At 62.6% G+C, this 13,255-nt stretch carries 13 protein-coding genes and 1 pseudogene; 5 read left to right on the forward strand and 9 right to left on the reverse strand.

Going from position 1 to position 13,255, the window contains the following annotated elements; translation table 11 throughout:
• Positions 1 to 131 precede the first annotated feature (131 nt).
• From VMR39_RS20505 to ccmC, 7 genes and pseudogenes are all read right to left on the reverse strand, one after another.
• Positions 132 to 869 (reverse strand): annotated as a pseudogene (locus VMR39_RS20505) (KUP/HAK/KT family potassium transporter); the annotation flags it as partial.
• Positions 870 to 1,000: 131 nt separating this feature from the next.
• A complete protein-coding gene (locus tag VMR39_RS20510; RefSeq protein WP_325418530.1) occupies positions 1,001 to 1,645 on the reverse strand; it encodes a tetratricopeptide repeat protein in 645 nt (214 codons plus the stop codon).
• Entirely contained in the window at positions 1,642 to 2,052 is a 411-nt protein-coding gene (locus VMR39_RS20515; protein ID WP_325418532.1) for a cytochrome c-type biogenesis protein, read from the reverse strand. The genes VMR39_RS20510 and VMR39_RS20515 overlap by 4 nt, the downstream gene beginning before the upstream one ends.
• Positions 2,049 to 2,576 (reverse strand): redoxin family protein, encoded by a 528-nt coding sequence (locus VMR39_RS20520; RefSeq protein WP_325418534.1) that lies wholly within the window; start codon positions 2,574 to 2,576, stop codon positions 2,049 to 2,051. The genes VMR39_RS20515 and VMR39_RS20520 overlap by 4 nt, the downstream gene beginning before the upstream one ends.
• On the reverse strand, positions 2,573 to 4,501 hold the full coding sequence (locus VMR39_RS20525; protein WP_325418536.1) for a heme lyase CcmF/NrfE family subunit: 1,929 nt from the start codon (positions 4,499 to 4,501) through the stop codon (positions 2,573 to 2,575). The genes VMR39_RS20520 and VMR39_RS20525 overlap by 4 nt, the downstream gene beginning before the upstream one ends.
• A 43-nt stretch (positions 4,502 to 4,544) precedes the next feature.
• Entirely contained in the window at positions 4,545 to 4,991 is a 447-nt protein-coding gene (gene ccmE, locus VMR39_RS20530; RefSeq protein WP_325418538.1) for a cytochrome c maturation protein CcmE, read from the reverse strand.
• A gap of 122 nt (positions 4,992 to 5,113) precedes the next feature.
• The gene (ccmC, locus tag VMR39_RS20535; RefSeq protein ID WP_325418540.1) at positions 5,114 to 5,848 is read right to left on the reverse strand and encodes a heme ABC transporter permease CcmC; all 735 of its coding nucleotides are present in this window, start codon (positions 5,846 to 5,848) and stop codon (positions 5,114 to 5,116) included.
• 236 nt (positions 5,849 to 6,084) lie between these two features.
• Between ccmC and purF the strand changes: the two genes are divergently transcribed.
• Entirely contained in the window at positions 6,085 to 7,545 is a 1,461-nt protein-coding gene (gene purF, locus VMR39_RS20540) for an amidophosphoribosyltransferase (RefSeq protein ID WP_325418542.1), read from the forward strand.
• 131 nt (positions 7,546 to 7,676) lie between these two features.
• Positions 7,677 to 8,387, forward strand: a complete 711-nt coding sequence (locus VMR39_RS20545) for an SDR family NAD(P)-dependent oxidoreductase (protein ID WP_325418545.1) — start codon at positions 7,677 to 7,679, stop codon at positions 8,385 to 8,387.
• Positions 8,388 to 8,390: 3 nt separating this feature from the next.
• On the opposite strand, the gene VMR39_RS20550 is transcribed toward VMR39_RS20545, so the two are convergent.
• Positions 8,391 to 9,656 (reverse strand): cyclopropane-fatty-acyl-phospholipid synthase family protein, encoded by a 1,266-nt coding sequence (locus tag VMR39_RS20550; RefSeq protein WP_325418547.1) that lies wholly within the window; start codon positions 9,654 to 9,656, stop codon positions 8,391 to 8,393.
• A 36-nt stretch (positions 9,657 to 9,692) separates the two neighbouring features.
• Positions 9,693 to 11,069: a deoxyribodipyrimidine photo-lyase gene (locus VMR39_RS20555; protein ID WP_325418549.1), complete on the reverse strand. Its 1,377-nt coding sequence runs from the start codon at positions 11,067 to 11,069 to the stop codon at positions 9,693 to 9,695.
• 202 nt (positions 11,070 to 11,271) lie between these two features.
• Here VMR39_RS20555 and VMR39_RS20560 point away from each other — a divergent pair, with 202 nt between their 5' ends.
• The 3 genes from VMR39_RS20560 to VMR39_RS20570 all read left to right on the forward strand — a co-directional run.
• Entirely contained in the window at positions 11,272 to 11,757 is a 486-nt protein-coding gene (locus tag VMR39_RS20560) for an RNA pyrophosphohydrolase (RefSeq protein ID WP_325418555.1), read from the forward strand.
• Positions 11,758 to 11,814: 57 nt separating this feature from the next.
• The gene (locus VMR39_RS20565; RefSeq protein ID WP_325418551.1) at positions 11,815 to 12,711 is read left to right on the forward strand and encodes a DUF481 domain-containing protein; all 897 of its coding nucleotides are present in this window, start codon (positions 11,815 to 11,817) and stop codon (positions 12,709 to 12,711) included.
• 58 nt (positions 12,712 to 12,769) lie between these two features.
• The coding region (locus VMR39_RS20570) for a M20/M25/M40 family metallo-hydrolase (RefSeq protein WP_325418553.1) at positions 12,770 to 13,255 on the forward strand (486 nt) is incomplete at its 3' end.

The raw sequence follows: 13,255 nt of genomic DNA on the forward strand, positions 1-13,255 counted from the left end.
TTACACAGCGACCAGATAAGCGATCCCGAAGCCGACGATCACCAGCGCCGTTCCGATGGCGAGAACATAGCGAATATGATTGAGCGTCTTTCCCTGACGCGCCTTCTCGGTACTGATTTCCTGTCGCATTCGGTCACGGCCAGCACGACGGACCCCAGCGCCAGGAAGGCCGGCAACGGATCGGTGACGAAGAACATCACCGCCCAATAGGGGTTGAAAGCGTAGAGAATGCCCGGCGTCTTCACGATCGACAAGACACCGAGCGTTGCGATCGTGAGGAAATAGAGCAGCATGATCGGCCCGAAGAGCGTCGCCACCCGGTTCGTGCCCAGCCCCTGGATCCAGAACAGGCCCAAAAGGATCAGGATCGCAACGGGCAGGATCGCCGGCGCCAGGTCGGGATTATAGACCGCCAGACCTTCGACCGCCGACAGCACCGACACCGCCGGCGTGATCATCGAGTCGCCGTAGAACAGCGCCGTTGCGAAGACACCCAGCAGGATGATGCCCCGCGACCAGCGTTGGGTTTTCGTCTGGCCGTTGATCAATGCCAGCAGCGCCAGGCTACCGCCCTCGCCCTTATTGTCCGCCCGCATGATGATGCTGACATATTTCAGCGTCACCACCAGCATCATCGACCAGAACATCAGACTGATGACGCCCAGGATATGATCCGGGTCCAGGTCGAGATGATGATGGCCGGCGAAGGTTTCGCGGAAGGCGTAGAGCGGACTGGTACCGATATCGCCGAACACGATGCCGATCGCGCCTACGACCAGCTTCAGCGTGGCCTTCTGCCGAGAGTGGCCATGGCCGCCCTGGTCATCCTCGGCCGTCGCCGGCGCGGTGTTGGGAAGAAGATCAGCCATGGGAGAAAAACCGGACGGTCATTGGACACCGAAAGGAGAGAGACCGGGCTGAAAAGGATATGTCATACCCTGCATGGGGCCGCGCCCTATCACGCCTCCAGACGAGGCGCAATCATCCGCGCTGCGGCGCGTCATTGCGGGACAGGAGCACCATTGGCGAGCATGGAATCGATACGCGCGATATTGGCTTCCAGTTCCGCCTTAACCTGGCTGCCGTCCGGCGCGCCGGCCGCGAGCGGCGCCCAAAGATCCCGCGCCGCCTGCAGTTGCCCGCCCCTTGCCAATGCGAGGCCGTAGAAATAGCGCGGGGCCGGCCCCTCCGGATCAAGTGCCAGGGCGCGACGATAGGCGAACTCCGCGCCGGGCGAGATCACGCCGCTCGCATGATTGACCAGCGCATTGCCCAGCCCCAGCCACAAATTGGCGTCGTCCGGCGTATCGCGCAGCCCCGACAGCAGGACATTGGCTGCCTCCTTGGTCTTGCCCTGCCGTGCCAGTCCGTCGGACAGCATCATCCATTGCGCCGCCGGCCCGAACCGCTCGGCTAGGCCGCGGCGCTTTTCCGCCAGTTTCTCGTCGAACGCCTCGCCCTTGGTTTCAGCCAGCGTGCGCGGCGCACCGGCCAGGCCCGGATGCCCCTGCCATGCATAGCCGGCAAGCCCCAGCAGCAATGCCGCCGCCGTGATTTCCCGCGCCGACCGCGGAATGCGCCCGACAAACAGCAACGCAAGAAAGGCCAGTGCCGCCAGACCAAAAGCGATTACCCAGCCTGTCATCGGCTCTTCCTCCGCTTGATTTGCCCGCGCATCAGCAACAGGCCAAGCCCCAGCAGGACCAGCGGCGCAGCCCAGAGCGGCCACAGGATGGGCGCGGCAGTCGGTTCATAGCTGACCCAGTCGCCATAGCGCGACACAAGCCATGCCCGAATCGCTTCGGGTTGCTCACCCGCCATGATCCGCTCGCGGATCTGCGACCGCATGTCGCCCGCCATGCTGGCGTTCGAATCGGCGATCGACTGGCTCTGACAGGTGAGACAGCGGATCGTTTCCATCAGCGCCTTTGCCTTGCGCTCCTGCGCCGCATCCGGGATCTGCCGGTCCGCCCAGGGTGCAGGCGGCAATGCGGTCTGCGCGGCGAGCGGCGCGGCGACCAGCGTCAGCAGCAGAGCGAGCACCATCTTCATCGCGCATTCCTCAGCCGGTCGAGGATCATCGGTACCTCGTCGGCGCGAATATCGCCGATATGCTGATAGGCGATCCGCCCCTTGCCATCGATCACGAAGGTTTCCGGCACGCCCGACGACCCCAGCGCCATCTGCACGGCACTGCGTGCATCCAGGCCGATGCGGGCATAGGGATTGCCGTAGCGCTTGAGGAAACCGTCGACATCGGGGCGGGCATCACGAATGGCGATGCCATCGATCTCCACGCCCGCCTGCCTGAGCGCCATCAGTTGCGACGCCTCGGCCGCGCAAGGGACGCACCAGCTGGCGAAGATGTTGAGCAGGCGCGGCTTGCCGGTAGCCAATTGGGTGCTGGCCAGCGCGGGCCGGTCACTTGCCCCCGCCGGCAGGGTGAAGGACGGGAGCGGCTGCCCCACAAGACGCGAATGGATTATACGATCGTCGGGCTGGAACAGGCCGCTTGCGAACAGGCCGATAAAGGCCAGCAACAGCAACAGCGGCAGCCAGATCAGCGGCCTCCTCATGCGAACGCCCTCCGCGCCCGCCACTTCATCAGCCAGCCGCGCCGTTCCCGCCCGACCAACGCCAGCGCGCCTCCCAGAGCGATCAGGAAGCCGCCCAGCCAGATGAGCGTGACGAAGGGCTTCCACCAGATACGGAGCTGCCAGCGGCCGCCTTCGACCTCTTCGCCCAGCACGACGTAAAGCTGGCCATTCCAGCGGGTCAGCAACGCCGCCTCGCTCGTCGTAGTCGGCGGTGACGCGAAGAAACGCGACTGCGGATGGATCAGCACTGGTGCACCACCGCGATCGACCTGCATATCGGCCTGGAGCGCCGTCCAGTTATCGCCAGCGATGGGCTTGATCTGAGTGAAACGGAGCGACCATCCGGCGGTATGGATCGTTTCGCCGGGGCGCGCCGCGACCAATTTCTCGACGGTGAAAGCCGAATCGCAGGCCATGCCCGCCAGACTGACCGCGCAGCCCAGATGGGCGATTACCATGCCCCAGGTGAAAAGCGGCGTGCGCCAGAGATTGCGCTTCCACAACGGCGCGACGCTCGCAGCCCCGACTGCGAGCGCGATGACCAGACCGAGAAAGGGTAGGATGCCGATCCGACCCCAGGCAAGAACGGCCACCGAAACAGCGGCCAGGATCGCCACGGCGAACGGTACCACCAACCGCTTCCCAACGGCAGCAACCCGGTCGCGCCGCCAGCGGACGAGCGGTCCTGCCGCCAGCGCGATCATTAGCGTCAGCGCGATCGGTCCCGCGATCCGGTCGAAATAGGGCGCGCCGACCGATACTTTGTGGCCAAAGGCTTCGGTCATCAGCGGATAGAGGGTGCCGATCAGCACGATACCAAGGATCACGGACAGCAGCAGATTGTTGACGACCAGCAGCGTCTCGCGACTGACCAGTTCGAACGGCGCGCCTTCGCGCACCGACCCGATCCGCCAGCCGAACAAGGCCAGCGCGCCGCCGATATAGACAGCGAGCAGCGCGAGAATGAAGCTCCCCCGCTCCGGATCGACGGCGAAGGCGTGGACGCTGGTAAGAATACCGGAGCGAACGAGGAAGGTGCCGACCATCGACATGGAGAAGGCGATCACCGCCAGCATGACCGTCCAGGCGCGCAGCGCATCGCGGGTCGCCAGCACGGTGACGCTATGCAGCAACGCGGTCGCGGCCAGCCATGGCATGAGCGAGGCGTTCTCGACCGGATCCCAGAACCACCAGCCGCCCCAGCCCAGTTCATAATAGGCCCAATAGCTGCCTGCGGTGATACCGAGCGTCAGCAATATCCACGCCGCCAGCACCCAGGGCCGCATGGCACGCGCGAAGGCCGCATCCACCTGCCGTGTCAGCAGCGCGCCGATCGCGAAGGAGAAGGCCACCGACAAACCGACATAGCCGAGATAAAGGGTCGGCGGATGGAAGGCGAGGCCCGGATCCTGCAACAGCGGATTCAGCCCCTGCCCGTCCGGCGGCGGCGGAGCGATCCGCGCGAAAGGATTGGAGGAGAAGAGCAGGAAGGCATAGAAGCCAAGGCTGATCGCTGCCTGCCCGCCCAATGTCGCCATATGGGTGTCACGCCGCAAGGCCCGCTCAAACAGAGCCACGGCGGCCCCGGCAACACCCATGACCGTCACCCAGAGCAGCATAGATCCTTCATGATTGCCCCAGGTTCCGGCAAATTTGTAGAGCCAGGGCTTCATCGAATGGCTGTTGGTGACGACCAGCAGCACCGACATGTCGGACCGTATGAAGAGCGTGATGAGCAGGGCAAAGGCGATCGCGGTCAACAGGCCCTGCGCGACAGCGGCGGGGCGAACGGCGGCCAGCAACTCGGCCTTGCCGCCCTTGAGGCCAGCGAAGGCGAGGAAAAGCTGAAGCAGTGCCAGCGCAGCGGCGAGCCACAGCGCGGCCAGACCGGCTTCGGCGATCATGCGCGAACGACCCTGAAAACATGACGAGCGGTCATCATTTGCATTACCGCTCCGCCTTCATCTCGTGCGTGGTTTCGTTGTAGTTCATCCCTTCAAGCTCACGAGGCATGTAACGTTCGTCATGTTTCGCCAGCAGGTTGGTCGCCAAGAATATGCCCTTGCCGTCGAACGCACCTTCCGCGACCACGCCGCTGCCCTCCTTGAACAGGTCCGGCGCGATGCCGCTGAAAGTGGCGGGCACGGTCGCCTTGCCGTCGGTCACGTCGAACCGGATCGTCACGCCATCGACCGCACGCTTAAGGCTGCCTTCTACCACCATCCCCCCCAGACGAATGGCCTTGCCCGGTTCCACGCCCTTGGTCTTCACATCATTGGGAGCATAGAAATAGGCTGCCTCATCCTTGAGCGCGGAAACGGCCAGCAGCCCCGCACCGATGATCGCCACCAGCGCCGCCAGCGCCAGGATCAGCCGTTGATGCTTCACCTTCATGCTACAGCCGCTCGGCAGTCGCCTCGGCGCTGCGCATGGCGCGCCAGCTCAAGAGACTGACGATTGCCGTCCCGATTGCCGTCACCGCGTAGGCGGCCATCACGAAAGCCCATTGGTTCATACTACCCTCTCGCCAGACGCTGCATCCGCGCCTCGACTTTGTTTTGCGCCAATATCGCCCGCATCCGCATCAGGACGATCGCCCCGAACCACAGCGAGAAGCCGAGCAGCGTCAAACCCAGCGGCCAGAGCAGCGATCCATCGATGCTCGCTCCGCGCAGCGTGATGCTCGGCCCCTGGTGCAGGCTGTTCCACCACACGACGGACCGATTGATGATCGGAATGTTGACCGCACCGACCAGACCGAAAATAGCGGTGACATTGCTCACCCCGCCCTGACCGACCGACTGCCCCTGCCGCGCGCTGGCATTGGCGAGCGCGATATAGCCCAGATAAAAGAAGAAGAGGACGAGCATGGATGTCATGCGTCCGTCCCACTCCCACCAGGTGCCCCAGGTCGGTCGCCCCCAGATGGAGCCGGTCATCAGGCAGATCGCGGTAAAGAGCGCGCCTGGCGCGGCTATCGCCCTGCCAGCGACGGCCGCAAGCGGATGGCGCCAGACCAACTGCATCAATGCAGCGACAGCGATACCGGTCCAGCCGCCCATTCCCAGCCAGGCGGAAGGTACATGTATATAGAGTATCCGCACGGTTTCACCTTGCAGATAGTCCGCCGGCGTGACGAACAACCCGCATGCAGCGCCGATCAGCAGCAGCGCCAGCCCCGGCCAGAACAGCCAGCCGGTAAGCGGACGCGCGATCTTCAGGAAGCGGGCAGGATTGGCGAAACGGTGCATCAGGCCTGTGTGTAGCCGTGCAGGATGCGCTGCGCCAGTAGGGCATTTTGCCGATGGCGGAGCGGCAAAACTTGACTCACATGATTCGGCAAAGCCATGGAAACGAAGCGTTTGCACGGCACATCCCGCTTTTTTATGACAGGGAGGCGACAAACGAACCTCAAGCGACTATATGCGCGCGGAAAGGCGGCCCATTGGGGAGCGCCAAAGAACGGCAACGGAACCGGTTCGCACCCATGTTTACGACCAATCCCTTCGACGACGACAAGTTGCGCGAGGAATGTGGCATTTTCGGCGTTTCCCGCGGGGAAACGGCGTCGGCCATCGTCGCGCTCGGCCTTCACGCGCTCCAGCATCGCGGGCAGGAAGCCGCCGGCATCACCAGCTGGGACGGGCATGATTTCCATACCCACCGGGCGATGGGCCATGTGGCAGGCAATTTCGACCGAGACGAAGTTATTCGTGCCCTGCCCGGCGAAAGCGCGTGCGGTCATGTGCGCTATTCTACGACCGGCGAAACTTCGCTGCGCAACGTTCAGCCGCTTTATGCAGAACTGAATTCGGGCGGATTCGCCGTTGCCCATAATGGCAATATCTCCAACGCGATGAAGGTGCGTCGCGAACTGATTCGCCGCGGCTCGATCTTTCAGTCGACGTCGGATACCGAAGTCATCATCCATCTGGTGGCGACATCCAGCTATCGCACACTGCTCGACAAGTTCATCGACGCGTTGAAGCAGATCGAGGGCGCTTACTCCCTGATCGTCATGACACCCGAGGGCATGATCGCGTGCCGCGACCCGCTGGGCATCCGTCCGCTGGTCATGGGCAAGCTGGGCGACGCGACGATCTTCGCATCGGAAACCGTGGCATTCGACGTGGTCGGCGCCGACTATGTGCGCTCCGTCGAACCGGGCGAATTGGTCGTCGTGACCAATGAAGGCGAGATCCGCTCGCATCGCCCCTTCGGCGAGACGCATGCCCGCCCGTGCATCTTCGAACATGTCTATTTCAGCCGCCCCGATTCGATCATCGACAATTCCAGCGTCTATTCGGTCCGTAAGGCGATCGGCGCGCAACTCGCGATCGAGAATCCGGTCGAGGCCGACTATATCATCCCGGTGCCCGACAGCGGCGTGCCCGCGGCGATCGGCTATGCGCAGGAATCGGGCATTCCCTTCGAACTGGGGATCATCCGGTCGCACTATATCGGCCGGACCTTCATCCAACCGGGTGACAAGGTCCGTCACCTCGGCGTCAAGCTGAAGCACAACGCCAACCGCGCCCTGATCGAGGGCAAGCGGATCGTGCTGGTCGATGATTCGATCGTCCGCGGCACCACCTCACTCAAGATCGTGCAGATGATGCGCGAAGCCGGCGCCGCCGAAGTGCATATGCGCATTGCGTCGCCGCCGACCAAGCATAGCTGCTTCTACGGCGTCGATACGCCCGAACGCACCAAGTTGCTGGCGCACAAGCTGGACGTTGGCGGCATGCAGGATTTCATCCACGCCGACAGCCTGGCCTTCATCTCGATCGACGGGCTCTACAAGGCTTTAGGCGAAGCGAAACGCGCAGACATTCGTCCGCAATATTGCGATGCGTGTTTCACCGGCGACTACCCCACCACCCTCACCGATCAGGATGAGGTCGTGGTGCAGAACCAGTTGGAACTGCTCGCCGAGCGCGTGGTCTGACTTTATAAGGGCGGCCCGTCGCGGCCGCCCTTTTCCTATGTAGGATCACCGATTTGCCGCACGGGGCAATCGGTCCTATGCCCTCCTCATCCTCATAGAAACGGCCCGGTTATCGGGCGAATGGAGCATGGATGTCCGACCTTCCCCTTTCCGGCAAACTGGCTCTGGTCACGGGCGCCAGCCGCGGTATCGGCGCGGCGACGGCGCAGGTTCTGGCAGCGGCCGGCGCACATGTCGTGCTGACGGCGCGAACCACCGGTGGCCTGGAGGAAGTAGAGGATCGCATTCATCAGGGCGGCGGCCATGCGACCATCGCCCCGCTGGACCTGACCGATGGCGAGAGCATCGGCCGCCTTGCCCAGGCGATCAGCGGACGTTGGCAAGCGCTGGACATTCTCGTCCTCAATGCTGCAACACTGGGGTCTCTGGCAGCGGCGCAGGCGATCGACAGCAAGGAGTTCGCACGCGTGCTGACGCTCAATGTCGGCGCGCAGCAGGCCCTGATCGCTGCGTTCGACACCATGCTGCGCGCAAGCAGCGACGCGCGACTGGTGGCGCTGACCTCCTCTGTCGTGGCGCCGCGTGCCTATTGGGGCGCCTATGGCGCGTCCAAGGCCGCACTGGAAACTCTGGTCGGCGCCTATGGCGAGGAAGTGAAGAACATCTCCGCCATCCGCACTCATATCGTCGATCCCGGCGCGACCCGCACCGCCATGCGCGCACGCGCCTTCCCCGGAGAAGACCCGGCAAGCCTCAAGGGACCGGAGGTGGTCGCGGAAACCATCCTTCGCCTGGTCACGGCCGATACGCCGACCGGCCACAGGATGCGGGTCGAGGGCTGATGCTCAGGCGGGCTTGACCAGCGTCACCTGCGCAACGTCGATCCCGCCACCCCGAAATCCGCCTTCGCAATACATCAGATAATAGCGCCATAACGCCACGAAATGCTGGTCGAAACTGGCCGGCAACTGGCCGTCGTCTATCGCGCGATCGAACCGCTGCCGCCAGCGCCGCAGAGTCTCCGCATAATGGAGGCCGAAATGACGCATCTCACGCCATTCCAACCCTTGCGCCTCTGCTAGCGCGCGGAACCGGCTTTCGGAAATCAGCATGCCGCCGGGGAAAATATAGGTCTGAATGAAATCCGCGCCGCGCGCATAACCTTCAAAAATTGCATCATCGATCAGGATATACTGGATCGCCGCCCGGCCGCCTGGCTTCAGCAAACGATGGATCGCTTCCAGATAGGTGGGCCAGTAACGCTTGCCGACTGCCTCGACCATCTCGACACTGGCGATGGCGTCGTACTGCCCCTGCGCGTCGCGATAATCGGTCAGCGCGATGCGCGCGCCCGACCCCAGTCGATCGCGTGCATAATCCGCCTGCTCGGTCGACAGCGTAAGTCCTGTATAGTTTATCGCCCGGCGTTCCATCGCCTGCTCGGCAAGACCGCCCCAGCCGCAGCCTATTTCCAGCAACGCGTCGTCGTCCTTCAAATCCAATCGATCTAGGATCGCATCGACCTTGCGTTGCTGCGCCAGTTCCAGGCTTTCGAAGCCACTATCAGGATCGAGAAACAAACCACTGGAATAATGCATATTATTGTCCAGCCACAGGCTGTAGAAATCATTTCCCAGATCATAATGATAGGCGATGTTGTGGCGCGATCCGGTGCGACTATTGCGCCTGATCCAGTGCATGGCACGCCCGATCCAACGGACGGGGCCGTGCGGCCGCGCCACCTGACCGAGCGACACTGCATTGCGCATGAACAGCGCGAACAACGGTACAGAATCGGAACTCGACCACTCACCGGCCGCCCAAGCGCGATACCAGCCCGCTGAACCACCACTGGCAAGCCGGATCAGCGCGCGCCAGCTATGGAGTCGAACGATGCAGGAAGGCCCCTCCTCTCGGCCGCCGAGCAAACGACGCGTACCGTCCGGCAGGCTGGCCTCCAGCGCGCCATGCTCCAGTCCCTGATCGATCCTGTCCAGAAATCGGTGAAAGACCGGTGCCAGCCACCGCGCCAGCCGACCGGGAGCAGCATTGCGAGGCGGATGACTGACAGACAGCGAGCGACGTCCGCGCCGGGGATCGATGGCGTTCATGATTTCGATCCTGCAACAAGGTGAACGTGGCTGCAATCATCCCTTCATACGGCGATAAGCTGCCAGCGCACGTTCCCGTCCCTCCCTGTGGCCGATGATCTTTGCCGGATAATCGCGAGGGCGCCCATCATGCGCGTCGGGATCATGGATCGCCTCATCCGACAGACCGGCCAGTTCGGGCACCCATTCGCGGATATAGTCGGCAGCGTCGAACTTTTCGGACTGAGTCAACGGCGCCATGATGCGGGTGAAGAGGTTGGCATCGACGCCGCTGCCTGCCACCCACTGCCAATTGACGCTGTTATTCGCATAGTCGGCATCAACCAGCGTGTCCCAGAACCAGCGGGCGCCATGGCGCCAGTCGATCAGCAGATGCTTGATCAGGAAACTGGCGGCAATCATGCGCACACGATTATGCATCCATCCGGTAGTCCAGAGCTGCCGCATCCCGGCATCGACGATAGGATAGCCGGTCAGCCCCTGCTTCCAGGCAGCAAAATCCGCGCCTGCCTCTCGCAGATCGCGCCACGCCAGAGCATCGAACGGATCGCGGGCATTGGCAGAGCCGTAGGTCGGAAATTCGCAGATCTGCACATGCGCATAATCGCGCCAGATCAACTCCTTGAGGAAGATAGTTGCATCATGACGCGAAGAACTGATCCGGTGCCAGACATAGGCGGGCGACACCTCCCCGAAATGTAGATGGGGCGACAGACGCGAAGTACCTTCCACCGACGGAAGATTGCGTGCCGTCGGATAGTCGCCCGCTTCGTCAATGAAGTTTGCGACATTGTGCCGCGCGCCCTCCTCGCCCGGCCTCCAGTCCGCATCGAAGCCTTTCGCCCAATTGGGCCGGGCCGGAAGCAATGCCCAATCCACCAGCGAATCACTGTCCGGCCATTTGGCCGGCGCGTCGATCCGACGGGGCGCCGGATGGGGGGCGGCAGGCGGCATATGCTCCATGACAGCGCGGGCGAAGGGCGTATAGATGCGATACAGGCTGCCCGTGCCCGTCCGGACTGCGCCGGGCGGGAGCAGCAAGCCGCCGTCATGCAGGCAAAGATCGAGTTGCCTGGCCACGGCCTTCTCCGCGTTGCGCCACCAGGGTTCATAATGGTGAAGGGCATGGACGCGCGTGGCACCAACCTCCTGCGCCACTTGGGCAAGCTGCTCGGCGCTCTTGCCGCGGCGCAGGATCAGCCTCGATCCCTTCTCGCGCAGGCTTTCGTCCAGTCGGGACAGGCTATGGTGCAGCCACCAGCGTGAGGCACCACCCATTTCCCATTGGCGCGGACCCTCATCGTCCAGAATATAAACCGGTATGACTGGCCCCTCAGACGCCGCCGCAGCAAGCGCGGCCTGATCGGCGAGGCGGAGATCCTGGCGGAACCAGAGCAGAACGGGATCGGTCATGAACCCGCAATGCCGGTCCCGCCGGCAAGTTCCAGCCGACCAAAAGGGCATGTCGTCGGAATTGGCCATTGGTAAATCGGATGAGTCGCGATTCGATCAATGGACGCGGCGGTCACCGCCCATTATTCTACCGGACGTCAGTGCGAAACGCCGGCTGTTTCCAGGGGTGGGGACCGGCCCTACAGTAGAGATCAGGGGACCCATGGCTTCAATGCCGAATGATCAGGAATTGGGATACCGGCCGTGCGTCGGGATCATGCTTGTCAACATGGATGGCAAGGTTTTCGTGGGCCAGCGGCTCGATAATATGGTGGAAGCCTGGCAGATGCCGCAGGGCGGCATTGATGAGGGTGAAGAGTCCAAGGCTGCGGCCTTTCGTGAGCTGTTCGAGGAAACCGGTATCGTCCGCGATCATGTTGAGATCATCGCGACATCCAAGGATGAGCATTTCTACGACCTGCCAACCGAGCTGATCGGCAAATTGTGGGGCGGGAAGTATCGTGGTCAGAAGCAGGTATGGTATCTCGCCCGCTTCTTGGGCAAGGATAGCGACATCGATATTCAGACCGAACATCCCGAATTTCGCGAGTGGAAATGGGCCGCGCCGGAAACGCTGCCGGAGATGATCGTGCCTTTCAAGCGCAAGCTCTACCGTGACATTTTGCAGGAGTTCAGGGCGCTTATCTAAAGCGTCTGTTGAAAAGGGGGGTTAAAATCCCGCGGACGGCTGGCTAGAAAGGACGGCATGCGCGCCCTTCTTGCTTTCCTGCCCCTGCTGATCCCCTCTCCAGCCTTTGCTGATGATGTCATGCTGCCGCCCGCCGTTCGAGAGATGATGGAAGCGGCGATCGCGAATGGCAATGAAGCGGAAATCGCGACCCTCGCCAAGATCGCCAAGCAGACCAATCCGGAATCCGTCAACGAGATCCAGAAGATGGTGACCAGTTGGAAGGAGCGGACAAAGGCAACGCATGATACGCTGATTCGCGAGGCCAACTTTACCGACCTGTGGACTGGCCGTGTCGAAGCGGGCGGTTTCCGCTCTACTGGCTCCACCAGCGAAATCGGGATCAGCGCCGCCGCGACGGTTACGCGCACCGGCCTGCAATGGAACCACAAGCTGACTGCCAGCGCCGACTATCGACGTGCCAATGGCGTGACGTCGCGCGAACGCTATTTCGGCAGCTATGAGCCGCGCTTCGAATTCGATCCGCGTGGCTTCGCCTACGGCCTCGCCCAGTTCGAGCGGGACACGTCGATCGGCTATGACGAACGCTACACCGGATCGGTCGGCGTCGGTTACAAACTGATCATGAGCAAGCCGGTGGATCTGTCCGCCGACATCGGCCCGTCCGTCCGCCACGCGAAATATGTGATCGGCGACCGGGAGACCAAGCTCGGCGTCCGTGGTTCGATGGCTCTCGCCTGGCGCGTCACACCGACCCTGACCTTCAAGCAGACCGCCGCCGGCTATGCGGAAAGCGACGTCTACACGCTCAACGCGCTGACCTCGGTCGAAACAAAGGTTACCACGCGCTGGTCGGCCGCCTTCTCCTACAATGTCCAATATGAATCGGAAACATTGTTGTCGGCGCGGGATTTCGACACGCTCAGCCGGCTGACACTGACATATGATTTCTGACCCACGCAATTTTCGTGCGGGGGTGGAGACGCGCATCGGGGTCTGATAGACCTTCATAATGACCCATTTGTCTCTGGCCGAACGCAGGCTTCTGGACCACGCAGCGACCGCGCCCATGCTGCACCAAGTGCAGGATTGGGCCGCGATCAATAGTGGGTCGCGCAACCTGGATGGCCTGGCACGCATGGCGGACCGCCTGGCGGACGCCTTCTCTGCGCTGCCGGGACAATTGAGGCTTGTGGACGCGCTCCCCGTCGAAAGCGTTGCATCCGATGGCAAGGTTCAGACGATATTTCATGGCCGGCATCTGCATCTTTCCGTGCGCCCCGACGCACCGATCCGGCTGCTGTTGACCGGCCATATGGACACGGTATTCCCTGCCGATCATGCGTTTCAGCACCAGCGCTGGCTGGAACCGGGCATCCTCAACGGACCGGGCGTCGCCGACATGAAAGGAGGCATTGCCGTCATGCTAGCGGCACTCTCCGCCATCGACACGTCGGAGGCCGTCGCGACTCTCGGCTATGACGTCATCATCAATAGC

The organism is Sphingobium sp. (assembly GCF_035511395.1).
Lineage (GTDB): Bacteria > Pseudomonadota > Alphaproteobacteria > Sphingomonadales > Sphingomonadaceae > Sphingobium.